This window comes from Aeromonas sobria (assembly GCF_006243315.1).
Classification (GTDB): domain Bacteria; phylum Pseudomonadota; class Gammaproteobacteria; order Enterobacterales; family Aeromonadaceae; genus Aeromonas; species Aeromonas sobria_A.
Genome location: NZ_NKWE01000021.1, coordinates 43,155 through 70,076, shown reverse-complemented (window position 1 = coordinate 70,076; position 26,922 = coordinate 43,155). Strand labels below are relative to the sequence as shown.

Annotated in this window: 21 protein-coding genes; 2 read left to right on the top strand and 19 right to left on the bottom strand. The window is 50.2% G+C overall.

The genetic code is table 11. The features are described 5' to 3' along the window. The first annotated feature begins 136 nt into the window (after positions 1 to 136). On the top strand, positions 137 to 1,519 hold the full coding sequence (locus CF137_RS06355; protein WP_101317537.1) for an amino acid permease: 1,383 nt from the start codon (positions 137 to 139) through the stop codon (positions 1,517 to 1,519). A gap of 110 nt (positions 1,520 to 1,629) precedes the next feature. On the opposite strand, the gene arsC is transcribed toward CF137_RS06355, so the two are convergent. The 13 genes from arsC to zorA1 form a co-directional block, all read right to left on the bottom strand. Next, positions 1,630 to 2,061 carry a glutaredoxin-dependent arsenate reductase gene (gene arsC, locus CF137_RS06350; RefSeq protein WP_139718415.1) on the bottom strand — a complete coding sequence of 144 codons (432 nt, stop codon included), beginning with the start codon at positions 2,059 to 2,061 and terminating at the stop codon, positions 1,630 to 1,632. A 2-nt stretch (positions 2,062 to 2,063) separates the two neighbouring features. Beyond that, positions 2,064 to 3,134 carry an ACR3 family arsenite efflux transporter gene (gene arsB / locus CF137_RS06345; protein ID WP_162515870.1) on the bottom strand — a complete coding sequence of 357 codons (1,071 nt, stop codon included), beginning with the start codon at positions 3,132 to 3,134 and terminating at the stop codon, positions 2,064 to 2,066. Between the two features lie 96 nt (positions 3,135 to 3,230). Further along, entirely contained in the window at positions 3,231 to 5,051 is a 1,821-nt protein-coding gene (arsA, locus tag CF137_RS06340; protein ID WP_139718414.1) for an arsenical pump-driving ATPase, read from the bottom strand. A 74-nt stretch (positions 5,052 to 5,125) separates the two neighbouring features. Beyond that, complete coding sequence (gene arsD, locus CF137_RS06335) at positions 5,126 to 5,497, bottom strand: arsenite efflux transporter metallochaperone ArsD (RefSeq protein ID WP_139718413.1); 372 nt, start codon at positions 5,495 to 5,497, stop codon at positions 5,126 to 5,128. Between the two features lie 4 nt (positions 5,498 to 5,501). Beyond that, positions 5,502 to 5,870, bottom strand: coding sequence for an ArsR/SmtB family transcription factor (locus tag CF137_RS06330; protein ID WP_101317545.1), 369 nt, complete (start codon positions 5,868 to 5,870; stop codon positions 5,502 to 5,504). A gap of 299 nt (positions 5,871 to 6,169) precedes the next feature. After that, the gene (gene hxsA, locus CF137_RS06325) at positions 6,170 to 6,757 is read right to left on the bottom strand and encodes a His-Xaa-Ser repeat protein HxsA (protein WP_139718412.1); all 588 of its coding nucleotides are present in this window, start codon (positions 6,755 to 6,757) and stop codon (positions 6,170 to 6,172) included. Beyond that, entirely contained in the window at positions 6,754 to 7,959 is a 1,206-nt protein-coding gene (gene hxsC, locus CF137_RS06320) for a His-Xaa-Ser system radical SAM maturase HxsC (RefSeq protein ID WP_139718411.1), read from the bottom strand. Before hxsC ends, hxsA begins: the two co-directional genes overlap by 4 nt. Positions 7,960 to 7,964: 5 nt before the next feature. After that, positions 7,965 to 9,410 (bottom strand): His-Xaa-Ser system radical SAM maturase HxsB, encoded by a 1,446-nt coding sequence (hxsB, locus tag CF137_RS06315; RefSeq protein ID WP_139718410.1) that lies wholly within the window; start codon positions 9,408 to 9,410, stop codon positions 7,965 to 7,967. Then, positions 9,403 to 9,690, bottom strand: coding sequence for a His-Xaa-Ser system protein HxsD (gene hxsD, locus CF137_RS06310; RefSeq protein WP_124929157.1), 288 nt, complete (start codon positions 9,688 to 9,690; stop codon positions 9,403 to 9,405). Before hxsD ends, hxsB begins: the two co-directional genes overlap by 8 nt. Before the next feature lie 660 nt (positions 9,691 to 10,350). Next, positions 10,351 to 13,590: a type I Zorya anti-phage system protein ZorD gene (gene zorD / locus CF137_RS06305; protein WP_204787361.1), complete on the bottom strand. Its 3,240-nt coding sequence runs from the start codon at positions 13,588 to 13,590 to the stop codon at positions 10,351 to 10,353. Further along, positions 13,587 to 15,347, bottom strand: coding sequence for a type I Zorya anti-phage system protein ZorC (gene zorC / locus CF137_RS06300; RefSeq protein WP_139718409.1), 1,761 nt, complete (start codon positions 15,345 to 15,347; stop codon positions 13,587 to 13,589). The genes zorD and zorC overlap by 4 nt, the downstream gene beginning before the upstream one ends. Continuing rightward, the gene (zorB1, locus tag CF137_RS06295) at positions 15,347 to 16,090 is read right to left on the bottom strand and encodes a type I Zorya anti-phage system protein ZorB1 (protein WP_024946483.1); all 744 of its coding nucleotides are present in this window, start codon (positions 16,088 to 16,090) and stop codon (positions 15,347 to 15,349) included. The genes zorC and zorB1 overlap by 1 nt, the downstream gene beginning before the upstream one ends. A gap of 11 nt (positions 16,091 to 16,101) precedes the next feature. After that, positions 16,102 to 18,303 (bottom strand): type I Zorya anti-phage system protein ZorA1, encoded by a 2,202-nt coding sequence (gene zorA1 / locus CF137_RS06290; protein WP_153227364.1) that lies wholly within the window; start codon positions 18,301 to 18,303, stop codon positions 16,102 to 16,104. Between the two features lie 512 nt (positions 18,304 to 18,815). On the opposite strand from zorA1, the gene CF137_RS06285 reads away from it, so the two are divergent. Continuing rightward, a complete protein-coding gene (locus CF137_RS06285) occupies positions 18,816 to 19,259 on the top strand; it encodes an antitoxin Xre/MbcA/ParS toxin-binding domain-containing protein (RefSeq protein ID WP_139718408.1) in 444 nt (147 codons plus the stop codon). Positions 19,260 to 19,435: 176 nt separating this feature from the next. Here the strand turns inward: CF137_RS06285 and CF137_RS06280 are convergent, their stop codons facing one another. The 6 genes from CF137_RS06280 to CF137_RS06255 are packed head-to-tail and all read right to left on the bottom strand — an operon-like array spanning position 19,436 to position 26,865. Further along, on the bottom strand, positions 19,436 to 19,735 hold the full coding sequence (locus CF137_RS06280; RefSeq protein ID WP_024941359.1) for a hypothetical protein: 300 nt from the start codon (positions 19,733 to 19,735) through the stop codon (positions 19,436 to 19,438). A 60-nt stretch (positions 19,736 to 19,795) separates the two neighbouring features. Further along, positions 19,796 to 21,418 (bottom strand): TnsD family Tn7-like transposition protein, encoded by a 1,623-nt coding sequence (locus CF137_RS06275; protein WP_139718407.1) that lies wholly within the window; start codon positions 21,416 to 21,418, stop codon positions 19,796 to 19,798. A gap of 3 nt (positions 21,419 to 21,421) precedes the next feature. Continuing rightward, positions 21,422 to 22,321, bottom strand: a complete 900-nt coding sequence (locus tag CF137_RS06270) for a TniQ family protein (protein WP_240038519.1) — start codon at positions 22,319 to 22,321, stop codon at positions 21,422 to 21,424. 56 nt (positions 22,322 to 22,377) lie between these two features. Then, complete coding sequence (locus CF137_RS06265; RefSeq protein WP_139718405.1) at positions 22,378 to 23,817, bottom strand: AAA family ATPase; 1,440 nt, start codon at positions 23,815 to 23,817, stop codon at positions 22,378 to 22,380. Between the two features lie 2 nt (positions 23,818 to 23,819). Then, complete coding sequence (locus CF137_RS06260) at positions 23,820 to 26,003, bottom strand: transposase (RefSeq protein ID WP_139718404.1); 2,184 nt, start codon at positions 26,001 to 26,003, stop codon at positions 23,820 to 23,822. Next, positions 25,993 to 26,865: a TnsA endonuclease N-terminal domain-containing protein gene (locus CF137_RS06255; protein WP_139718403.1), complete on the bottom strand. Its 873-nt coding sequence runs from the start codon at positions 26,863 to 26,865 to the stop codon at positions 25,993 to 25,995. The genes CF137_RS06260 and CF137_RS06255 overlap by 11 nt, the downstream gene beginning before the upstream one ends. Positions 26,866 to 26,922: the final 57 nt, after the last annotated feature.

The window sequence follows — 26,922 nt, the reverse complement described above, 5'->3', positions numbered from 1 at the left end:
AGCCAATACTAAAAATTGAAAACGGCATAGCGTAACGAAATAAATACAGATTTTGTCAGGTTTTGGCTACGCACTGCGGCCTGCTCAGGATGAGCCCAATACCGGCAAGCGACAACAGAGACGTAAGGACAGACCCATGGATTTGAAACAAGACGGTGAGGAGCTGAAGCGCGGCCTTAAAAACCGCCACATTCAGTTGATTGCTTTGGGCGGCGCCATCGGCACCGGCCTCTTTCTGGGCATTGCCCAAACCATCAAGATGGCAGGCCCCTCGGTATTGCTGGGTTACGCCATCGGCGGCTTTATCGCCTTCCTGATCATGCGCCAGCTCGGTGAAATGGTGGTGGAAGAGCCGGTAGCCGGTTCATTCAGCCACTTTGCCTACAAATACTGGGGCGAGTTTGCCGGTTTTGCGTCCGGCTGGAACTACTGGGTGCTCTACGTGCTGGTGAGCATGGCCGAGCTGACCGCGGTGGGCATCTATGTCCAGTACTGGTGGCCCGAGATCCCGACCTGGATGTCGGCTGCGGTCTTCTTCGTGCTGATCAACGCCATCAACCTCTCCAACGTCAAAGCGTTTGGCGAGATGGAGTTCTGGTTCGCCATCATCAAGGTGGTCGCCATCATCGGCATGATTGGCTTTGGCGGCTATCTGCTCATCTCTGGCACCGGCGGCCCCGAGGCGAGCGTCACCAACCTGTGGGCACAAGGGGGCTTCTTCCCCAACGGCATCAGCGGTCTGGTGATGGCGATGGCGGTGATCATGTTCTCCTTCGGCGGTCTGGAGCTGGTGGGCATTACCGCCGCGGAAGCGGACAACCCCGAGAAGAGCATTCCCAAGGCCACCAATCAGGTGATCTACCGCATCCTCATCTTCTACATCGGCGCCCTGGCGATCCTGATGTCCCTCTACCCCTGGGGTAAAGTGGTGGAAGGCGGCAGCCCGTTCGTGATGATCTTCCACGCACTGGACAGCAATCTGGTCGCCACCGTGCTCAACATTGTGGTGCTGACGGCTGCACTGTCGGTCTACAACAGCTGCGTCTACTGCAACAGCCGGATGCTGTTCGGGCTGGCCAAGCAAGGCAACGGCCCGAAAGCCCTGCTCAAGACCAACAAGAGCGGCGTGCCGCTGGTCGCCCTCTCGGTCTCGGCCATCGCTACCCTGCTCTGCGTGCTGATCAACTACCTGATGCCGGGCAAGGCGTTCGGCCTGCTGATGGCGCTGGTGGTCTCCGCACTGGTGATCAACTGGGCGATGATCAGCCTCGCGCACCTGAAGTTCCGCAAGGCCAAGATCGCAGAGGGCGTTCAGCCCAAGTTCAAGGCGTTCTGGTATCCCTTCGGCAACTACCTCTGCCTCGCCTTCATGGCTGGCATCCTGGTGATCATGTATATGACCCCCGATTTTCGGATCTCGGTCGAGCTGATCCCCGCCTGGCTGGTGGTACTGGGTATTGGCTTTGTCATCAAGCGCAAAGGACAAGCCCAAAGCAAGGTCGCCGCCAATCTGGGTTAATGCCCGCAGCTGACGACACTAATGCAAAACGCCGATCTGATGATCGGCGTTTTTTATCTGGCAACTTCAGCTGCTCTTGCCATCACTCATAAATCACACGGTTGTGCAGATCACTTGATCCGTTTTCCTTGTGCATCCACTACCGGCTCCCCATCCTCCTTGCTGAAGGCACCTTGCTGAGGGCTTGGCAGAATATCCAGCACCACTTCGGATGGACGACACAGTTTGGTGCCAAGGGGCGTCACCACTATGGGGCGGTTGATCAAAATGGGATGCGCCAGCATGGCATCGACAAGTTCATCGTCGCTGAAGCGCTCCTCAGCCAGCCCAAGTTCCTCAAAAGGCGGCACATTCTTGCGCAGCAGATCCCGTACCGGCATTCCCATGGCCGCAATCAGCGCGATCAGTGTCGCGCGGCTTGGCGGCGTCTCCAGATAGTGGATGACGGTCGGCTCAACACCGGCGTTGCGGATGAGCGCCAGAGTATTGCGCGAGGTGCCGCACCCCGGGTTGTGGTAAATGGTGATCCGGGTGTCATTCATGATTAAGCCTCTGCGTTGAGATAGTTGCGTTTCATTCTAAGGGCTACGTTGACCAGGGCGATCAGCACCGGTACCTCCACCAGCGGGCCTATCACCCCGGCGAATGCTTGATCCGAGTTCAGGCCAAATACCGCGATAGAGACCGCAATGGCCAGCTCGAAATTATTACCGGTGGCAGTAAACGCGATAGACGCATTCTTGTCATAGGGGATCCCGAGCTTCTTGCCGACCAGAAAGCTGGTGAAAAACATCAGCACAAAATAGACCACCAGCGGAATGGCGACCCGCACCACATCCATCGGCAGTTCGACGATCATCTCCCCCTTGAGGCTGAACATCAGCACGATAGTGGCCAGCAGGGCGATCAGCGTGATGGGGGAAATCGCCGGAATAAAGCGCTCGGTGTACCACTGCTCCCCCTTGGCCTTGACCAGATAGTGACGGCTCAAAAAGCCAGCCAAGAAGGGAATCCCCAGATAGATCAGCACGCTTTGGGCGATATCCAGCATGGTGATATCCACTGCAAACCCCTGCAAACCGAACAGGGGCGGCAGGACGGTAATAAACAACCAGGCCATAAAGCTGTAGGTGAGGATCTGAAATCCGCTATTGAGCGCCACCAGACCGGCACCGTACTCCTTGTTGCCACCGCCAAGGTCGTTCCACACCAGCACCATGGCGATGCAGCGCGCTAAACCTATCAGGATCAGGCCCACCATGTAGTCCGGGTGGTCATGCAAAAACAGCAGGGCAATCACAAACATCAGGATGGGGCCGACCAGCCAGTTCATCACCAAGGAGAGAGTAATCGCCTGCCGGTCGCGGGTCATTGTGCCCATGGTGGCGTAATTCACTTTGGCCAGCGGCGGATACATCATCAGGATCAGACCGATGGCCAGCGGCACATTGGTGCTGCCGACCGACATCGCCTCGTTCCACTGGGCCACTTGCGGGAACAGATAGCCAATCCCCACCCCGATGGCCATGGCGACAAAGATCCAGAGGGTGAGATTACGGTCGAGAAAACTCATTTTTTTGCTGACGGGCAGATCGCAGCAATCGTTGGTACTCATCAAAAGACTCCAAAAGTATTGAGTGGGATGAAAGGCTCAACGCGAACAGAGGCCGCGCTTGATGGTGCCTTCCATGGAATATGGTGGGGCGCTATCTCATGCCTCCTGATGGATCGGGTGACATAACCCTTGCAATGCTGCCACTCCCACCGGCTCGTCGGCCTGCAAGGGCACCACCGCATAACGTTTCGCATGGCACTCTTTGACCGCGGCGATATGGGGCTGCTGGCAACAGGCGCGCTGGGCCAACAGTGGCGAGGTGACGCTGGCAGGGGAAAGCAGGTGATTCACCACCCAGGCCCAGGGCTCGATACCGGCACGGCGCAGTTCCGCTTGCAAGTTGGCCGCCTCCTGTACCGGAGTCGGCTCTGGCAGGGTGACGATCATCACCTTGGTCTGCTTCGGGTCTTGCAACTGCATCATGGGGGTAGTGAAGTGCAGGCCTTTGTTGCCCATCTGGCGAGCAATCTCCCGGTGATAGGCGCCGGTCGCATCAAGCAACAGCAGGGTATGGCCGGTCGGCGCCGTGTCCATCACCACGAAGCGCTTGCCAGCCTCGCGAATGATCCGCGAGAAAGCCTGAAACACGGCGATCTCTTCGGTGCAGGGGGAACGCAGGTCCTCTTCCAACAGGGCGCGGCCCTGGGCATCGAGACTCGCCCCCTTGGTGGCCAGCACCTGGGCACGGTACCGCTCGGTCTCGGCGTGGGGATCGATGCGGCTGACCTCCAGACTGGGCAAGGCCCCGGCCAGGGTCTCCCCCAGATGGGCAGCGGGATCTGAGGTAGTGAGATGCACTGGCAGCCCGCGACTGGCGAGCTCCACCGCCACGGCCGCCGCCATAGTCGTTTTCCCCACCCCGCCCTTGCCCATCAGCATGATGAGGCCGTGGCCATCGCTGGCCAGTTCGTCGACCAGTTGCTGCAACCCGGGGTGCTGCGGGGACTGCTCGGCGGTGGTGCGTTCGACCGCATCAGCACCATCAACGCCAGCGGCAGACACTGCGCCCAGTAACTGACGCAGGCTCTCTACGCCCACCAGATTGGTCGCCAGCAGCGGTATTCTCTCTTGTGGCAAGCGTGCCAGCAGCGCGGGCATCTGTGCCAGCGCCTGCTGCTCCCGTTGCCAGACGGCAGTCGCTAGGGGGTCATCCGACAGCTCGCTTTGGGGGAAGATGCCATTGATCACCAACTGCTGATTGGCAAGACCAATGGTCGCCAATTCATCATGGGTGCGCGCCACTTCCCGCAAGGTGGAGGCTTGTGCCCGGGCCACCAGAATAAGCCGGGTTTTCAACCCATCCGACAAGGCTGCGACCGCCTCGGCGTATTGACTACGCTGTTTTTCCAGCCCGGCCAATGGCCCCAGACAAGAGGCATCACCCTTGCCTTGCTCCAGGAACTCACTCCATGCCCCCGGTAGTTGCAGCAGACGGATGGTGTGACCGGTGGGGGCCGTGTCAAATACGATATGGTCATACTGATCCACCAGCAGGCGGTCAGTCAGCAAGGCGGTGAACTCGTCAAAGGCGGCAATCTCTGTGGTGCAGGCGCCGGAGAGCTGCTCTTCAATGCTGCGCACCACACTCTCGGGCAACTTGCCACGCACCGGGCCGACGATCCGTTCCCGATAGGCTTGCGCCGCCGCTTGCGGATCTATCTCCAGTGCAGACAATCCGCTGACGGCCGCGATGGCGGTGATCGTGTTGCCGATGGTTGTGTCAAATACCTGACCGACGTTTGAAGCCGGATCCGTGCTGACCAGCAGCACCCGTTTGCCACTGTCACACAAGGCGACCGCACAGGCGCAGGCCAGCGAGGTTTTACCCACGCCCCCCTTGCCGGTGAAAAAGAGAAACGGCGGTGCATCAGTCACAAACGAATAGCTCAGCAACGCGTTACTCAAAGACGAGGACATAAGCGACTCCAATCAGGCAAAACAAGGCAATTCACCGCGCAGGCGGCAGGGATGTGGTCAGCAACACTCAGGGGTTAGCAGCAACCACTGCTGCCGCAACAGCCGCCGCTCTTGGCGATCCCTTTGATGGCCACTTGCGGCGCGGGCAAACCAGCATAACGGGCCAGCTCACTGCGGCCGGGATAACGGCCGGTGAGCACCACCTGACCATCCACCAGCACCAGCGGCAACCCCGCCTCCCCTGCATGCATCAAGAAGGCGCTGACAGCTGGGGTCTCGGCAAACACCATCGGCTGCTGCGCCAGATTGAAGCGCTCGATGGCCACCCCCTGCCCCTTGGCCCATGCCACATCGGCCGCAAAGTTCACCAACCGCTGCTCTACCTCGGTACCGCAGACACCGCTGGCACAGCACAGTGCCGGATCAAAAATCTGGATAACAGACATGGCATTACTCCTTATTGCAGCAAGATTGCTCGGGCAATACATGGGGCGAACAGCTCGACGCGGCACGCATCATCCCGCACGCTTCGGGATGCCCGGCGCAGCACTCTTCCGTGAGGTAGCCGATAAGATCCAGCATCAGGGGAATGTTGGCCCGGTAACGTAAAAAACGACCTTCTTGCGCCACCGACAACAGATCAGCATGCAGCATGGCTTTCAGATGAAATGACAGTGTGTTCGGGGCGATATCCAGTTCACTGGCCAGCTGGCCCGCAACCCTGCCTTCCAACCCGGCCTTGACCAGCAGCCGCCAGACGTCGAGACGGATACCGGATGCAAGAGACTCGAACACTTTAGTGGCTGTATCTTTATTCATGGGGACCTCTTCATCTCACTTCATGGCTACAACTATACAAGAACTATTGAAATGATCAAACCACCGCCACCCTCCTCCTGCCGCAGACAAGACAAAGGGCCTTGCGAATGCAAGGCCCTTTGTCTCTATGTGGGTCAGTACGACCCGCGTGATCACGACCATTTAAATTTGAAACACAAAGCAATACACCACCAGCAAGCAGGACATAGTACCAGCCGATAAGATGTTCACTATGGTTGCTTTGACCAAGTGGGGATTGAGCGTGACCCGGCCATTGGAAGAAAAACTTCCCCAACCATTTACTGAATTTGAATACCCAAACTTCCAAGCAACTCAGTTGTCATTGTACCTGTGGGACTTAACCCATGGTCACGCTGATAACGTTTAATCTGAGTACGGGTTTTGGGGCCCAACTTGCCATCAATAATGCCCACATCATAGCCTTTGGCGAACAGCGCGACTTGTACTCGCATGATCAACTCCATCATTGCACTGTCATTTGCAGTAGGACGTTTTACCGTAGAAGAACCTGTGGTGGGGTACAGACTTTCTTTAGTGGTGCTATTGAGGCTACTGGTGCTACTGCCCGTAGAGATTGAGGGCGTAGTCACAGGGGCGCTATAGGTCGAAGTACCATAGCCAGAATAGTGAGAACGATGACTTGAATGCGAGCGATGTGAACTGTGTGAGCGATGTGATCTATGCGCTGCATAGAGGTTGTTCACATTCAAGTTCAGCGACGATTCCATATTTGGCAAGTTGTCCAAATTCAATTGACTCAATGCTTCATCGGAAAGGTGTGCAGGGCTGGCTGTAGCGCCATGTCCACCCAAAACACTCAGACCAAATACTCCCCATCGTTGCAAAGTGGACATGAGTTTTTTCATAGTTGCTCTTTTACCTCAATATAAGATTCATCATTAATGCTATTTAACGCTTTAATTAAAACACCGGATTTATGATAAAGGTTCGACTCAAAAAAGCCACAGCAGATAGCTTTTGACGCGCAACTATCACAACCATTAGGAAACTCATTTTTCCAGTCAGAAATGCTTTGTACTGCAATATCTCGCAAGCTCAGCGGAAGATGACATTGTGGAATATTATAAATCAATGCCTGTATTCTATTTAATTTCAGGATATTAACTCCCGATACCAATGCAGGTATATGCTCAGTAATTGAAGAATAAACTTGTGCATAATTTCGCTTGGCAAAACCTGTTAATTCAACTCCCATAAACGCAACAAATGAGACGAATGATAAGTTCCTGGAAATAAATTCACATAATGCTTCAATATTATTGAGCACATCCATGGTTAAAACAATGCGCAGTTCAATATGTTGCCCGATTGTTTCAAGGTGATAGAGACCATTGATGGTCTGGTTGAATGCACCACGAGACTGCACATGATAATCGTGCTCGAGAGCTGTCGAACCATACAATGGGATACCCCACAGTACTCGCTGGTGCCCAATCTGCTGAATGTTATTGATGAAATTTCTGTCACTCAGTTTTTTGCCATTGGTCAAAATATGGAGCTGGGTTTGAGGCAGTTTCTCGTGACAATGGCTAAGAATGTTTAAAAAATCAGCGCTAAGGATGGTTGGCTCACCACCACTTACCCCCAATGTGCGCGGATCATCATCAAGCAAATTAATGATGCCCAGAGCATCATTTATCCGCCAAGAGTCATCGATGTCTTTTGGCGGTTGTGAGCACATTATGCAGAAGTTATCGCACCGCTCGGTCAGAAATAAAGTGTTGGAGTCACTGCACTGTTTGTAGACAATGTAAACAGCATTATTTAAGGTCACAATAATATCACCATCCTCAAGGGGATCGGCTGTCTCGGTGACCTGGATAATTTGACCTTCAAAGGGCGGTGTTGCTTGATCATAAATGACAACCGCCCCCCAATTAATAGAGAGCAGGGCCTCTGCTCGATCTTGCCTGTCTGGGTAGATCAGACAAAGATCCTCCGGTGATCGCCCATTAGCAACGTAACTCTCAATCGTCGTCACCCGCAATGGGCGACGAATGATAGAGGGATTGTGAATTTCAGCTTTTAATTTCAGCTTGAAGCTCATCGTACTTACCCTTTTGTGATCCATGAGGTGAATACGCCCTTGTTTTCCTCAAGGAGGCTGAACAGATGGCGATACAATGGCTTTTGCTTATTGCAAAAGTCATTCTTGGCCCTGTGCCCACACATATCCCCTGTACGGGAATAGTTTTGAATGGGGTTGGATCCGCAGTAGGGAAGGTAGGCGCAATAGGCACAGGCTGGCAGAGATTCAGCAACCCCGCTCAGCAAAATCCCAGCCATCACATCAGATGAAATCAGCTCAACATAGGGGGTATCTACCGAGCCCAGACAGAACTTATTGTCACCCATGTCATAGAGCATTCTGGCTTCATCTGAGGGGTAAACGTAGCCGTTGTAGTGATAGACCAGCACCCCAGTACCATCTCCACAGGGAGAGCGCAGATCAACATAACCTACCGCACGCCCAGTTAGCATATTATTCAATGCCAAAGAAGCGGTGACTTCATCGAGATAGTAGCCAGATTTATTGATATCGATGATATATTTCAGACTGTTTTTATAAAATTCAAAATACTCAATTGATGTATAGCTGACTTTACTTTCCTTTTTGACGGCAAAGCCATACATATTAAGTGGGCGCAAGAAGATGGAATGAAAGCCATGCTTCACATACTCATCAACAATTTCTTCGTGAAATGGCAGGCTATCTTTGGTGATTGTAGTCATAGCAGCAATAGCATCATCACCAATGGCGTCTCTCACTTTCCGAATACCCGCAAGGGTACTTTGATAACTATTACCACAAGTAGATGGCCGATTTTTATTGTGCAGCCATTCTGGACCATCTAATGATGTAGATATCTGTATTTCATTAATCTTGATGAAATCAAGCATCTCGTCTGTGATACATTGAAGGCTAGTCGCAATCACAAATACAATGCTCTTGCCATGAAAATGGTTTTTCTCGTGAGTGTAATCAACAACACTTTTAATTAAATCGAAAGCCAGCAGAGGCTCACCACCCTGAAATTCAATGGTGATATGTTGGTTAGGTGATTCAAACACCCGATCTACCGCATGTCTAGCCGTCTCTTGTGACATATCATATTGTGATGAGATAATCGATTTCCTGCTCGCTTGACAATACTCGCAGGAATTCGCACATCTCAGCGTCACCACAAATATATGCAGACCAGGCCCACCGCTCAAAAAGGATTTGCGCTGCCTGTATTTAGCGGATAAGCATCGTAGCGCATAAGAGTCTTCTGAGCCTGATAAGAAGCTTTTTCTTTTTAACTCATTATAAAGCGCAGTATCAGTTGGTAACTTACCTGCAACTAAATCTTGTAACTCGGAATATTTAACAAAGGAATATTCGCCCACCATATTGACGATTAATGTATCATCATTATTCAGCCGCTCAAAATTGAACGGCAGTAGTGAATAATTATTGTCCGTGAAGTCCTCTTTATTTTTAATTTTATTATTCATCGGACTGCACACTCCATGCCTCGCGCAGCGCAGCACAAACTAAAGCATCTTTCACTACTTTTGTTTTTTCCTCAATCACCACCCGTAGCTCATGATCAACTAGCGCATTTTTAAATTCAGCCTCAAAACTGCGTGATACCGGTGTGGCATCTAATTTAGAAATAGTAATAGAATACATTCCATCATTCATTTTAATATCGAAGTGAAAATCACCCGCAAAACCATAACAAGTCCGCAACAATGCATCTTTACTAAAAATGGGATCAATAACTAGATTCATGATAACGCTCAAGAAATATACGATGAGGGCAAATGCTATATTTTTATACCACAGCTAGAGGAGAGTTAACTGAAAACTTGGGGTTCACTTGGAAATATCTGACCATTACTTGCGATAGCTCAATATTTAGATGTTTTTCCTATGGCCCAGCATCACACATAAAGCATTGCATATTGAGTCGTTATCCCTCCCAAGTTTATTTTCTATCTAGACAAATACGCAGATATGCCAAATCACTCACAACATCGCTCAGCAATACAAAAGAAAAATACCCTGCGATTGCAGGGCATTTTAAGTTTCCAACTTGAATGGCCGTGATCAGCGCATGATCATGACCATTTAAGTTGGAAACTAGCAGATCAAGCGATTCAGTAACTTAGCGACACCACAAATGACATTTAAGTTGGAAACTCAATAGCGATCCTCCGCCTGCTCAACGAACAAGCAGGACATTTAAGTTGGAAACCAAGCTCTGTTTGCCATGATAGTGACCATGTAACTAAATTACAAAACAGCTAATTACCTCTTATGAGTAGTGGCAGGCAGACGCTTGTCATTTGTCCGCAGTTAGCAGAGAGGCTACATGCTGGTGTTGAAAGGTGTGGCTGTAGGTATATGACGCCACGGGAAGTCAGCCTAGCTGATCCCCTTGTAATGACATCATTTGTTAAGCACATCATCAAACTCCGACAGTTGTAAGTCATTTTTCCCCTGCAACATATCGCTCGCTAACGATCTACGCTGGTCCAGTAAATCATCGAGCGTTGCCTCAAAGGTCTGAATGTCAGCATCACGAATGGTTGGATAATAGACAAATACATCCTTGGTCTGACCTATACGGTATGCTCGGTCGGTCGCCTGATCTTCTTTGGCCGGATTCCAGCACCGGGTAAAATGGATCACATGGTTTGCTCCCTGCACATTGACACCAAACCCCACCGCCACGGTGGAAAGAATAATCACATTAAAGCCTGACACTGCCTGGAAACGATCAATCAGACGTTGGCGACTATTCAGGCTATCGCTACTTGTACTGGTGTCCCCATTAATGATTGTTGGGGATATATCGAAACGGACCTTAACCGCGTGCTGTACTTCACGCTGAACATCCCGTAGTTCGGTGAAGATGATAACCTTATCCCCGCTGCGACGGATGTTATCTAGTTGTTCTAGCAGCCACCTCATCTTAGGGGAATGTTCACGTAACCAAAGGTCAGGCTCCACACAATAGGGGTGGGCACAGACCAGCTTGAGTTTATGCAACACAGGAAGGATGAAACTCTCTTTACTCCCTGCGGCCTCCTGCACCAATTGTCGCTGTCGATATTCACCAATCTGCTGGTTATAGAGAGAACGCTGCCGACTAACCATGGTCAGATTGCGGCAAGTGCGATCTTCTATCTTGGAAGGCAAATCCTTAGCCACATCCTGCTTGGTCCGCCGCAAGGTCTGGGGTTCAATCAAGGAACGTAATCGAGCCAGAGCTTCTAGATCCTTGCACTCCCCCTCTTCAATTGGTTTTTGGTATTCACGACCAAACTGGTTTAAGGCCCCAAGCAAACCTGGCTGGACAAAATCAAACAGGCTCCAGAGATCGATCAAGGTGTTTTCTACTGGAGTACCAGTACAAGCAATGCGAAACCTGGACTTCATGGCTTTAATAGCCCTAGTCACCATAGCGGCCGGATTTTTGATTTTTTGGGCTTCATCACAGATCACCATGGCCCATGACTGACGACCCAAGGAGATCTCTTGGGAACGCAGCGTCTCGTATGTTGTTAACACGATACGAGCCTCCTGTAACCAACCGGGACGCAGCAGATTTGTTACACCCTGCTGACGCAATGATTCTGGGATTTCATAGCTGCGAAACTTTGCCTCAGATAGAGCATCACCGTAGAGCCGCATGACTGCAATGTCATCGGCATAGAAGAATTTTCGCAATTCTGCTTCCCAGTTATCCAATAACGAAACCGGGGCTACGATAAGTACAGGATCACCACTTGGTTGACGTTCCAGATAATCAACCACAAAGGTAAGCAATTGGATCGTTTTTCCTAAACCCATGTCATCAGCTAAGAGGCAACCAGATACATGTTCTGGTGACAGCTCGAACAGATGCTGTAACCATGCCACACCGTGTAATTGGTGCTCACGCAGCGAGATTTCTGGCTTAAGCCTCTCCGGTAAGAACGGGGAGGAAAGATGCGCCTGTTGAATCGCATCTTGTCGCCACTTGGCATAACCCACCTCGTCGATATTTTCTTCCACCAGCAAACCAATGCTGTTTTTCCTCATGGATTCTTGAACTGTTGGCTCTTCGCTCCGGACCTGCTTTCGCCATTCCTTTTGTATCTGCTCAGCCAAGCGCAATGGCACGGGTTGCTCAGATCCTGGCAAACAAAGATGCCCTGCTCCCTCTGCAAACGCTTCGTCAATACGCTTTGATAACTCATCCAGCGCCGCTGCATCGTCAAAATTGATCTGTGCGACAACGTCACCCACTGACTCCTCAATTCCATTCGATTCGCTCGAAAGCCAATCCTGACCGGTTGTTCGGGTCAGGAAAGGAGATGATACTGGCACTACCTCGCCGAGACCGATAATGCGATCACCATAGCGAGAGAGTTCAAACAAAGAATCGAACAACTCTCCGGACACCTCTCGTTGCCAGCGATCTAGCAACTTTTCGATTTCCAACAATTGCTGCTCGTCAAAGTCGCCTAACTCCAGCTCAAAACCCTGCCAGAAACCTGCGCTCATACCAGCAGCCAGCTTAAGGCGCAGCTCCTGTACAAAAGGCGCAAATATTCCAGGTGAATTGAAACTCAGTGTTTCATCAGGGAGTGGCTCTCGGCTTATAGGGGAGAGATGCAGCAATACGGTGGAGATCTTCCCACTTTCGGCCTCGCATTGAGGTTCCAGACGAAAGTGATGAAAATAGATCCCCGCATCGACAAGCGATTGCTCGTGCTGCTCTGGATCGAGTACCACGCTGGTCATTTCTCCCAGCAGGGCATAGGGATTGCGCAACAGGGACAACGCCGAATCCCCAGCCACCCTTCTCCCCGGTATCGCCTTGATGGCTTCGAGTACTTGCTTGATCTCAGGCTCTATCAACACATGAGCGATGGTGCCATCTGGTTGCGTGATACGGTATCTGTCCTGTACCCGTTGGGTAGCATCAAATGAGGAAAGGAACCCAACTGGTTGTTCAGGAAAATCAACGCCAACCTCAATGACAGGACAAGAGTCGATCTCTGCCTTACGTGGTCGCAAAGCCAGTCGCTGAGGTTTAACGACCACTGTCTTGGCAAGAAAACCATCCATGTCGGCATTAGCCGCTATGGCAACACTGCGAATAACGGCCCACCCTTCATAGTTGGTCGCCTCACCCGGCTCATCCCTCTGACAACGAGCAAGGTCACGCAGAGACTCACAGAGCTGCCAGCTGGCTTCGTTCAGTAGACGTTGTCCCTTCTTCGTTGTTACCAACGCCCCCTGACGTTTTAACTCGACATGTTCTCCCGTTACTTCATCACTCCAGTGAGTAATCGCAACGGTGAACTGAGGATCGACCAAGCTGCCTCTGCATTCCAATTTGGGGCGTAGATCAGTACAGTGAGGCAGCGACAACAACGCCAGACTACTTTCATGATCGGCGTCGGCCATTAATCGATACATATCACGCCATGTCAGGAGCCAGCGGTCGCTAAGCACCGCAACGTACTCCTCCTCGGCAAGCTGCTCCAGATAGGCAACCAAGGCCCATCGCTCAGGCTCGCTCTGAATACGTTCGGCAAACACGATCCCTCTCTCATCCGCCTGCCAACATGGGCTGAGATCAACCGGATCATGCTTATTTTTCCCAAATTTGCTAAACCAACGTCCAAGCATCATTTTTTCCAAAACATAAACGGGCTGCCAGTTTTGACCACAAAACCATTGCGCCTCAGAAGCAAAATGTCATCTGTATTGCGCTGCTTGATCTCTATATGGAAAGCACCGCCCTTTTCACGATGATCCGTATAATGTCGCAGGTTTTCGCCTAACTGTTCGAGCAACAGAGCAAAATCAACTTTCCCCTTACCGCCTGAATGAATCACAACGGTCCGATCAGCAGGTGTGTTCACAACTCGGCTCTTTGATTCAGGATTGTTGCCAAGGGGAGCTTGAAATGATGGAACGCTTGGTTTGACAATTTTTGGTTTAACTACACGATTCCATAATTGATTGGCTCCCTGTGGGTTTGGAACAATACCAAGCAACCGTAACTCATCATCATATTTTTGCTGCCACCCCTCCATCGCATCGGGCTTTAATGGTTTGGGAACATGTATCCAACGCCCCTTCGCGAGGTTTTTTTGTTTCAAATCATGAGTTAAGTGCAATGTACTGACATCAGGATTAAATCCGCAGGAGTTAGCTCGATATACATAACAGGCGTTTCCTGTGTGCGAAAACTCGACAAAGATGTAATCGCCAATCTGCATGATTACTGCGTTATCAGCTGGCGAGCCCCCAGATAAATCTCCTAGGCGGCCCTTATTTTGATCACGAAAACGGACAAACTCTCCATCTCGGTTTAATTGAGCATCACGTCCCATCACGATACGGGTATAACTCATCTGATCGGCAAAACGGAGCCAATAGAAGAGACGCGCCTGATCAACCTCGCCTTCACCTTTCAGCAAACTAAAAAAGTGCTGTAAATCCTGCTTGGCAAGCCATGCCCCCACCATGTCACATACCGGTTTAGCCACATGGTGACGCCAGCGGTTTTGATCGGATTTCAACTGGGGGTTCCCCCAGATCTCCAGACCTGCTTGTATCAAGTTAGCTTGTGGCTGAACATGACAGCTACAACCATGATACCGAGTGAGACAAGCAGCCATGATCTCGTCGGAATGACGCCTATTATTGATAGCCATCAGCGCCAGCAATGCCGGTAACCGAGCTAAAAATGGCGCTTCATCAAGTTCAGCAATCCTTTTCTGCACAACGGCAACAATTTGATGCCACAACCAACTTTCTGTCGGGATCTGGGCAAGAGTCTGTAGCTGAGTGAGGTCTGTTACTGTTCCCTCGAATATCTGCTGCCCTAACCGCAAGCCAGCTTCACTCTGAAAAAGCTCTTGATGCTCATCAACTACCCGCATCCAAGCTTTAAGCTTCTCCGGATTCCGGAGTACACGATAACCATCCCGGATATAAGTGCGCAGTTGTTGCCAGTTTTGGCTCTTCTCAGGCTCTATTGCCTCATAACCAAAATAGCTGAAGCAGAGAGCAGTCCAATCCCGGCGAACCAACTCACGGCTATCGATGTGAGCAGATACATGCCTACTCACTCGTGGAAAGACCTTTTCATCATCTAGCAACTGCTTGCCTGCTTCAACGCAGTCAACAAGCCCTGCATATACCAACCGCCACTGCCGCCGGGTGAGCGGTTCATTACGCAGGAAGGCCGCCAGAGCGGCATGACGCTTCTCCTTCGGTGGTTCTGGAGCTGCCTCCGCTTGGTCAAACCTAGCCTCAACCTCAGATCTAGCTCGCTGCAAAGCCGAAAAGGAATGCAGAGTCCTCTCCTGATAGCGACCATTGACCCGCTCCACACTGGACTCCAAGATCGCCGTAAGACGGGAAATTGCATCCACCATCAGCGCATCTCCAACTGACAACGTTCAGCCGTCATCAGACCAGAAAACTGAGGTGCGCTCTCCGCCGCCTGCTGCTTGTCTTCCTTGAGCCCATAAAACTGCATGCGCAGCTCCACTCGACGACTTGCCTCTTTGCTGTCCTTGGCATTGTTAAAAGAAACACCGCCAGCCAAAAACAGGCTACGGATCTGCTGCTGGTGTTCGGCAGAAAGGGATTGCTGCAACTGGCTCCGTCCGTCAAGCAGTGCACACATTACCCACTCGGAACGCTGTAGCGACAAGTGGAGGTTATAGAGGTAAGAACCATCCGTATCGGTAAAACCTTCAACCACCACCTGTTTCATCCAACGTTGCCCCTCTGGGCTATCGGTAACATCCAGGATCAACGGCACCACGTCCTGCAATGCCTGCTGACCCTGTGGGTCTAGAAAATATTGGTTGTGACCAAAGCGACCGGCCTCCCCAAAGCTAATCCGGTTGTCACGACAGTCAACTTTAATGATGTTGCTCTTCTTTCGCGCCAGTATCTCCAAGCTTTGACAGATACGGGCAATATCCTGCCCTCTTTGCTTTTCTCCAGCCTCAACTTCGCGAATACGCTGGGTCACAGACGCAAGTGAAGCAACCATGACAACCAAGAACAACACCATCATGGCAGTCATCAGATCGGCATAAGATATCCAAAACGGCTTTTCCGCCTCATCGTTGCGACGCGAGGCCGGAGCGCCTTTCATCCCGAACATAAGTTAGCCCCTTAGCGCCGCACCTTGATAGACTCAAACAACTCGGAAAGATCCTCAATTCCTTCCTTCATATCATCGATACCACCAGCAAGCCCCTTCACCGCTTTGTCTAGCTCACTATCGAGACTTCCCATGGTCTTGACCAGATTACGATTCAACCCATCGGCAAACTCATTGAACCCTTTCGCTAGAGCATTGCCAATCTGGTCCAAATATTCTGTGGCCTCACGATTAAGGTCACGCATCCGCTCACCGTGTTGCCTGAGATCGTTAATTAGTTGTGCTCGCTGGCTTTGTTCGCTCTGCGCCCCGGCGACTACGGACTCGATGGTAGCCAAAACTTTGGCCGCAGACTCTCGATGATTGCGGTATTCACCAATAATGGTTGTGAGCTCACGGGAAGCTACCGCCAGCTCTCCACCGACTTGCTGCGCCGACCCCAATACTTTGGCAGCGGTCTCACCCGCTTGCACCACACTGCTGCCCGCGGTGTCGAATCGATCCGCAGCAAGGCGCATCTTGTCTGCCCCTTGTGCCATTTGCTGCAAGTGCTCTCTAGTTTGCAAGCCAAGAAGGTCAATAACTTCCTGTGCCTCTTTGCGCTGCTGCTCGACCAATTGCAGCGTCTCTCTAAGCTGCTTATCCAACCCACCAATAACCGTTTCAGTTGTATTCCTGATATCCGCCTGTGCCAAGCGATGCTGTGCATCCATTCCTTCTTGGTTAGCGTTAAAGGTCTGGAACATCTGATTAAGTTGTGAGCCCAGCTGAGTCAAGTTTGTGGACATGTTGGTCATGACCTCTTCTTGCCCTTGGCCAATACTCCGCTGGCTCTGTTCAATAAAGCTATTCAGGTGTTCGGCTATCTGTTGCTGACGGGCCTCACTCTCGGCAAACAATCTCTCCAATTGGTGAGCTATGCGTTCACTGGCATCCTCGCCCGAGCTTCCCATTCGCTCTACCGCCGCCTGCATTTTTGACAACATCTCGTTCATGCCATTCTGCATACTGGCTTGACCAGCCTGCATGTCTGTAAGCAGTTGCGCGATGACTGTGGCACTTTGCTGAGAAGAGGACTCGCCAGCTCGCCGCATATCGTCCACCAATGCCACAAAGCCTTGCTGCATGGACTGCATTGCAGTTACTGACTGACCGAGCATTTCATGCAAACCGCTGAACTGTTGACCGAAAGATGCATCTAGTTTGCTCATGAAAGCACTCAGTACATCCGTCAATAGATGCTGAACTTGGCCTGACTGATCGCCACTTGCCTGCTTCACTGAACCAGCAATTTTTTCCAAGGGATCTTTAAGACTATGTTCGATGGAGCGACCGATCTGGGTAGCCAAAGATGTGCCAACCTCTTGATAAGAGGTTGAGAGGGTATTGGCCAGTTTGAGATTTTCCTGAACCTGGGTATCAACCAGATTTTGCATCATGGTGCGTAGATCACTGACCAAGCTGTCTTTCAGTTGTCGTGCATTAACTGCACTTTCATTGCTGGCCTTAACCAAGTCAGCTAAATATTCCTCACCCACACCACCCTTGAAGAGTTCATCAATGGACTCGGTCAACTTTTCCAGTAACTGGAGGCAACGTCCCCAACGCCATTTTTCCAATCCAGTCACCACGATGGATGCAAAGATTGCGATCGAAGACCCAACAAAAGCAAAAAGCACGTCATTGAGCAAGCGAGAGACACTTTCGGTAACCTTGGCAGGATCCGACACATCAAAATGCATCAAACCCGACATCAAACCCAGGAAGGTGCCTACGATACCTAACCCTGTCAGTACACCTGGCAGGTGTTTGAAAACCTCGGTGCGGAGAGGCGTCTCTACAATACTAGGCACTGAGAAGAAAGTGGCAGATAGGGAGGTTGCTCGCACAGCAACTAATCGACTCTCTCCCTCAACCAATTCACTCTGTCTGTGCAGAGTGTCAGCGTATTCTTTCCATGCATGATTCATGGCCCGATATTTGGGCTCAGCAAACATGGCTGTAGCCTGTTCTAACTTTTCAGAAGCAGGTAGTTCATGCTGTATTTCTAATCCCTTGCTAGCCTGCTTTAACTTGTTCGCCACCAAAAATGATGGCCCAAGATAAAACGCACAAAAAAATGCGGAAAACAAAACTACCAGACAGAACACGATGGTAGGGACAGAGCTGGGCTCAAGGTGCTTAAGCCAGTCGAACAACAAGGTGAAATTCATGCATGACTCCCGATTTTGAGAGATGCAGTATATCAACTCCAATAAATGTGTTTTTAATCAAAATCACTCTATTTGACATATTCAGGATAATGCAGTCGATATTTTGCACCCCATAATGGGTTTAACGCCCATTTATCCCCCTAACGAGGGGCACATAACCATTCGAAGGGGATTGAAAGTTAATTGCAGTTTACAAGTGAGGGGGGGGTAGGCAGGGCCATAGATAGGCAGGTACGGTTTACCGCGAAAGTAGTCAAAAAGGGATGTCATTAACGAAAAGGACTCACATGCAAATCATTCGCCAATTGGCACACGCCTGCGTTGAAAAATGACGAAACCAACCGCCGAAAAAACAATAACCGTTTGTTATTAAATGATTTTTATGAAAAAAACTGATGTTGTGGTCAACCGCTCACGAATACCCCAAACTAGATGATGTCCCAATGCACTACTGAGTGGTGACTCGCATTGGGCTGCCATCAACAACTCCCTGAAGGAGGCACAGACTCATCATGACTCATGTAGAGCAATCTCCCCCAACCAGCAATCTATCTGTTCTGGAGTCGCTCGGTCTACCACGTAACTGGCTAGCCGCCCATCAGCACATAGTGTCTGGTGTATCTCCTGAGATCGTCGTCAAACTGAGCTCGCTATTGGGGTCTAATACCCGAACAATTTGCCAGATGATTGGTATTAGCCGAGACACACTGAATCGCCAAATCAAACGGGGCAATCGCTTATCGACAGCTCAGGGAGATCGCGTTTACTGGGCAGCCTTAGCAGTGGACGCAGCCATATCCCTACACCGGGGAGATACTGCTAAAACGATGAGATGGCTCACCCGCTCTGCGTGGGGATTAGGTGGTGAAAAACCGGCCGATGTGATTACTACGCCTATGGGAGCGCAGGCAGTTATCGATCTTGTCGGCCGGATTAGGCATGGCATCCCCTGCTGATTAAGGGTCATACCATAAAGAACCAACAATAGGCTAATTTGGTGAGCCGATCACCCAGACCAATCGGCTCATTTGATGAGCCGATCACCTCGACCAATCGGCTCATTTGATGAGCCGATCACCTCGACCAATCGGCTCACTTGATGAGCCGATCAACACAACCACTCAAATCGTGGTTAGATAAGCTCTCGATTGCCTTCAATTTTCCCAAATTGATCAGGGTCTGCGGGTTGATAATCATCCGAAAACATATTCATCAACCGATGCTCCTGTCTCAGGTTGGCCAGCGCCCCAAAAAAGCAGCCTTCACATAGGTGTACCTGATATCGTTCACCATCGTGCTGCGAACCATAACCCCAGCAAGCCTCCAGCGTGCCGAATTCCTGCGTACCGAGCGATTTAGTAGTACTAGCACCACAGACATCGCACAAAATATCGACGACCTGTGTGGTAGGAACGATTGCTTCGACCTTCATGGCAATACTCCTCGTTGTGATGCCTGATATCAGAACCTGTATAGGTATCGACGGCGAGCATCAGGGCATAGGATGTTGAGCGGCATACGCCGCAACCAGCCGCACAGCCAATGCGTAACTGAGCGGTAGACGTGTTTTGTATTTCCTCAGGCAGTCTGGCCTATCGACTGCCCGTTCCAATGCAGATAGAGAGCTTGCCTGCTCGGCCAGCAGCCCCAGTTGCTCAGCCAGTTTCCTATCCCGTTCTTCCCAATCCACACTGGGATGGTGAACTGCTCGCTTGGCGGCAGGTAACTGTTGATACAACCAGGCACGATCATGTTTATAGAGCCAGGTGAAAGCCGTTCTGCACACCTGCTCGACACAGCCTCGACTAGCATCAGCATGTTTTGCCAAATATGCAGCCACCGTTACACGGTGCTCACGGAGACGGTTAACCCTTCTCAAATGCCGTCGCCAGTCAGACAGCCCTTGGTGGCTCTGAATAATGGCTTCGACCGTCCCGACAGAAACGCCATGACTGTGCGCGATCTGCTGCCGTGATCCCCCCATGAACGCCTGACGCCATATTCCCCGCTCAACTTCAGGTGTAATGCGCTTGGCACGGTGATCAACCGGTTGATTGTGTCTCAGGGCGAGTTGTTTGATATAGCCGATGCTGTATCCGGTCTGGCAGGCAATCTGTCGCATGGGAACTCGATTAACCAACAATGTCAGTATTGCTGTTTCTGATAGCTGTCCGTCGCTAGGCATAGTGGATTGTATCTGCACCGTAGGTGGGCTACTGATAGAAAAAAATTCCGCTGGGCTACGGCTTACAAACGCCATCAGCATCATATGCTTTAGGTAGTGGTGATTGCGGTTGCCGTGCACCAGCCCCGAGACGTATCGATAGTTGGCCAGCCCCGGTGGCACTGTTGGCGTTATATCGGCAAACAACCCCTGCCAGAACTCCGTCATGGCCTGCAACAGGAGCTGGCTACGCAGATGGCCTCTGGTCGTCAGATAGCCCTGTTGCCCGAGCCATCGCTGGTACAGCTCCGCTAGCGACTCCGTTGGCGACTGGACGCACAGATACCGATGCATAGCGGTGATATATGTAGAAAGATTGATTTCCTGTTCAGATGGACGCGATGGTTCACAGGGTATCTCGGGATCCGGTATTAGCAGTCGCCGATCAATACCTCCCGCACTGGCCGCCAGGGTTTGCAATCGTAGCTCATGCTTGGCACAGGCCGTGACCCCGTACAGTTGATGCGCCGTATGCCAATATCCACATCCTACGGCCTGTTCATCCTCTCGCAAGCAGGCGGAACACCATTTCAGGCAGACACCGCCAAAAGCCAGCTTGCTGGCCGCTTGTCCTGACAGGGCCATCAGCCCCTTCCCTTCACCCAACATCGCAGATGCCAGGTTGTCGACTTGCAGCTTGTCTCTCAACGTAAGGGCATAAAGCGGGAAACCCGTGCCATGGTGCAGCAGGTATTGCGGATCCACCCCCGCCGCCTGGGCAGCCGCCTCAATATGGCCTGGTAATGCCGGATGCAACCGAACAGCAGGACAGTGGAATAGCTGGTTACAAAAATGGTTTCGATCACTGTATGCCGAATGAACAAAATACTGGCTGACCCAGCTGTAGGCCGACTCGCCAGGAATATAGGTGGGGATCACCGAGGTCAACACCGATCACCCCTCAGATCCCAAGAGCCCTACCAGATCGACGCCTGCATGCTGCAACATCATTAGATGGGCCAGAGGGTGCAACGGATCTCGGGCTGACTTCTCATGGTAGCCCCGTGCATTGCGCAGCTGTGGGGGTAATTGCCATACCTGACCTGGCCCCCCACTATTGGTGAAATACGCAGTAAGTGCCAGGGGATCACATTGCGAGTCCATCTGCTGAAACCACGCATTGATCGTTTTGATACTTTTGACCGTGCGCATCGCCTCGCCCGAGATGCCCATCGAATCAGTCACCAGCTGAGTTAGCGCACACAGAGTGAGAGCACTCGCGGACTGGGCCAATGCCAGCGATGCCAACTCGATCTCGTGCATCCGCTCGGTAAAATGACCATCGTATCCCCCCATCCAGTGTCCACAATGGGGGCAGAGGCTATCGTAGGGTGGGATCAGTTGTTCCGACAACAATTTGGCAGAAAAACCACAGCCTGCGCAGTGACCAGACAAACCGCGTTGATGCCGATGACAATGGAACACTCCTGGCAGTTGATGATCTCGGTGGTAGTAGGGCATACCATGGAGCTCATAATCCTCGGCGATACAGTCTGCACACCAGCGCCAATATTGGTGCTGTACATTGTGCAGGCCTGTCACCCGTAACCGGAGCGGGGAATGACCCGCCAATGCTGATGCCACTATCCCCTGCTCATGCGGCGTCAAAAAAGGATCCACATAGTTACCGACACTATGAGCCTGCCACGGATGAGAAACGCCTCGCGCCAGAAACTGAGCAGCTAATGAGGGATCATCGGGATGACATAAACGGTGAGGTCGGATTTTTGGTGTACCCAGCCTCAGTGCATGAGTCGTTGCCGTAAACGTCCTGTACGTGCTCAGTACATGCATCCGACCAGCTACCGCCCCCAAAAGCTCACCCGGTAGCAGCTCCAACCGATGGAGGATCATTTCCGCTGGCCCTTATCCAGGTGGTAACCCAGTTGGCCTAACAATAGATCCGGCGATAACTGCTCCAATGTTTTCTGCTGCTTTACCTCTATGTTCTGCGGCTTATTACTGATCCTAACCTTACCTTGCAGCAGATTTTTTCCTGACTGTGGTTGCGCCTGCTGAGCGGCCTCATGACCACTCGCCACCGATTCCAGCATGAGCATCGGCGAGAGATCCTCAAATTGGTAGTAGTCGCCCTTGCGCAATGCGGTCAGCGCAGGGTTGAGAATTTTAAATTCGCGATTAAAGGTGTGGTCCAATGCGGCTATCGAGAGATCTTGATCTTGGGGTTTCAGGTGGGTTAGATACGAAAGCGCGGCCCGCACTAGGCTAGTCGCAATGGCTGGAATACCTGCGCTTAAATAATGGATGTGCTGGCGCAACACGTCTTCCGAGGTTGTCTGGTTTTTCAGCAATCTAGTCTGGCAGATCAGGCGAATAAAGCGGTGCCAGAATGAGCTTTCGAGTTCACAACTAACCAATTGCATAAATCCATTTTTAGTTGCTCGGCGAGTGAGTGTCATCTCGCTTTCGAATAATTTCATCGTGGCCAGCGTCCCGACAAACATCAGCGGTATACCAACTCGATTGAATAGTTCCTCTAAAAATCTCATGGTGGTTTTCTCGTTGTTGCTGATCACTTCACTCTTGGCAGACTTGGCCAGATTCTGCGCCTCATCTAGGATCAGCAAACCAACCCCATGGCCGATAAAAGATTTTTGCACCACCGAAATCAACTCATTAACAGAGCGGCTCCTATGGGCGTGGCTATAACTCTCACCCGTGATAGCATCGAGTGACTCTAACAGGTTCAATAGCAGGGCTTTTTGGCCACGGCGATCATGAACCTCAACATATAAATAGGTCACCTGCGTCCGGTTAATAACAAATTCATTGCCCTGATGATCGGTATAGCAACTATGTTCTAGGGTCTGGTGGAGTTGTTTGCAGATTTGCCTAACCATAGTCGATTTTCCGCGTCCACTCAGCCCCAACAGTAACAAGCTGTACTGAACAGACAATTCTAGATCCAATACATGTGAAGCTTTCCATGGCTCGGCCTTGTCACGATCAATCGCAGCTAATATCCGGCGTACATCTGCCCCAATTGGATTGCGTCGAGCATAGCCAGCCTCGATCATCCGTCGTATCTGGTCATATAAACGGTACGCCTCATCTGGAGAGGTATAAACCTCGGCCAGTTGATCAATGGCAGTACGGATAAAATACGAATGCAGCGATTCATCCACCCCGCCAAGATCCAGATCGCACTGAAAAGGGAGCTCACAGTTCGCATAAAACTGTGCCGAAGATAGCGGCAAGCCGAGCCCCTCGATATAGGGATTGCCCCGATATTTGGAATTGGGGTGTGAAAAATATTGAGGTGCGGCCATGGTCATTTCTCCTCAACACTGAAAATTGTCGGATCAGTGAGATCTTGCTGGCTTATCGCCGATAATGGTCGAGGATATGTATTTTCCTGAGCCACAGGAACCAAATCGGCAACAATGGACTGCCCCTCCTGATGTCGTTGCATGGCAGCATCTATCATTTTGCGATTTTTCATGCCGCCTTGAATGCTCTTGGCATTACTTTTGCTATGTTTTCTAATGCTGGCCTGTATTTGCTTATCCTGTTTATCGAATTTTTGTACAAGCGCTACTCGCTCACTGAATTCGCGTTCCTTCAAATTTGCAAGACGTTTTTTTGTGATTTCCTGCTGTCGCATGACATTTTCCCAAATCTGATTTTTATAGGCCTCACTCCGGTCAGTAATATCCAACTGAATAACATCACCCAATACCTCATCTTTAAGCCATATATAATTGGTGGTGACATCTGAGTAGCGAATTTTAATTTTAAACCTGCCAAAATTTTTGGCTTTATCCAGATAGCTCCTACGAACAATTTCATTGCAACTATAGTATAAGTTTCTAAAATAAATGCCTTGTGACATAACCGTTGCCTCGGATTCGGGCAATAATGCAAAACGCAGCTTATCTGCGGACACTCTGGAGCCTATGACAGCCTGCTTGAGCCCCCAATTCCAGACATCACGAGGAGTAAAACCAATACCATCTCGCGACATTTCAAAATTTTGATTATTAATACTAGCGCGATTATTATTCAAAAAGAGAATGGCATTTATCAAGCGATTCACAAACTCATTGTAACTATATAATGGTTTACGCGACGGATGCTGGTCCTCTTTTTTCGGCACCTTCATCACTTTGCCTGCATGAGGCGGTATTGCCATTTCTTGCAGTAAATGGAAGCTTTTTTCGACCGTACCTTTCATATCGCCACGGTGGAGTGCATTTAAATTTGCGACCTTGATACCGATTTGGCCTTGCAGTATTGCAGTAATATTGCTATCCGAATTTTCAGATCCCCGATCCATCGTTAATTCACGACAAACTTCTTGGCAGGGCCATTCAGACTCCTTTATATCAACGCCATACTCCCGACAGAAATCAATTTTATTACTCATGGCATTACAAAGAGCCTGACTGGCACCATGCCAGCAGGGACTGCCAAACCCCACATGAATTCCAACAATCATGGTACTGTACGTATCAACAACTAGATATATTGTAGGTCGTCCAATACTCACTAATTCATCCTGAGAGTATGCGTCACGAATATAAATATCGGCGATGGTACTATCTATTTCATAGCGATAAGTCGGTCCACGCAGCCCTTTTTTTGCCACACCAGGTTTAGCCGCATGATCTCGCGCATAATTAATGCTACCAACTCGTTTTTTGATAAATGTTAGTTTGTCGATACATTTCATTAATTGTCGTTTGAATGAACGGGGAGAAATCAAGTGCTCTTTTGGCAGTAATATTTTCACTGACTCTGATATTTCACCATCTCCAACATTTTTTGGACTCATCTCTACAGATGCATAGGTCATACAATAGTCTAAATATAATTTAGAGAGAACAACTTCCTCTCCAGAACGAATCGACCTTGAGAATAACTCTATGTTTTTAATGTCCTGCTGGGTAATACCCCGATAAGGATTACCGTAATTAGTTTCACGTCCTCTTTTTGAGGCTAGGCAGATTTTTCCGTCGTCTAACTCAAGACTTTTAGTTGGCAGTTGATGATTCAAACCACACTCGTAATATCGTGGCAATAGTGAATTTGGCATTCCTCCACATTTAAAATAACGATTCAAACAACTGCTTACATATTTTTTACTACGTCCTGACTGAGCGATGAGTTGATTCAATATACCATTTGATTCACCATAGAGATAACGATGCTTAAGATCTGGATCTACTATCAGTGGTTTGATAGTAGCAAGACACTGTTCTCTTTTATCAATCCATTTTGGATCAAAAACTGAATCAGGCTGATAGAATATCTCTGGAAAATCATGATCTGCAATAGAAACCCTAGCTGCATTTATATCAGACTCGACATGTTCCAATGAAATGACAAATGGGCGCTTAGGTGAGTCAGCCAACAGGTCTGATACGGCTATTAATCTGTTATCCAGACAGATGTCAACGATAAGCAGTTCTGACTGGTTTTTTGTTTTGGATACAATTTTTTGGTTAATCCGCACAAGACCCCCGCAATGCCGGAAGAGGGTGATATAACTCGATGCGCTGTGTCAAATCTATATCAATACGACCGGTATATACAGCATGTTGGAATAAGCAAACAACATGCGCCTCATCGATATTTATCTCTTGAGCTACCAGCAGGATTAACATCCTAAGAGTGGATAAGGGAGCCATAATCATGTGAGACTTAAATTGTAAAATCACATTGTCATAAAAATCCGCTGAAACCTGGAGAAAATTTTTTGAATCAAAACATTCCCGCAAAAACTCTACATTGTATATAAATGTTGCATTAAAATCTTTCTCAGTTACCAGCACATGATCGATATTTTGAGTACGCCAATACTCAAGGGCAATTTGCTCTTTTGCTCGTGTTCGATTAACGACTCGGGGACTGGTGATCGCAGAGTCCAGTGCCTCTGAATATTTATAGCTGTATGCTGTCAATCGCACTTTTCCACTATCGGATTGCCTCAGCACAACAAAATCCTGCGTCATGGTTTTGGCAGGGATACGGCCACCGAAATGTCCTCGCTCTTTGTAATTACCAGGATGGACAATGTTCAGAGAGGCAGCAATTTCTAGCGTTTGATGCAGGGGCAGCGGGTACTGTTCGAGAATGTCGATAACCGTTGGATCGCGCTCGAAATAGAAAAAGGGCTGTCGCTCACCACGACTGAGCAGATGATGCTCACGACCCGTTTTGTGACTAAATACAATCTGCCCCTGACCATAGGTATGGGACTGCCGCACCGTGACCCAGGGGCGATACCCCGAAGCTTTGATGTCTCGGTTATACCGTGCTGTTTTTGCGATCTCCGCATCGGTGACGATGGGCTGCTGAACCGTTTTTTGCTGCATGACTACTCCTACCTGACCTGCATACAACCTAGTAACTGGGCAGGGGGTCGTCAACCG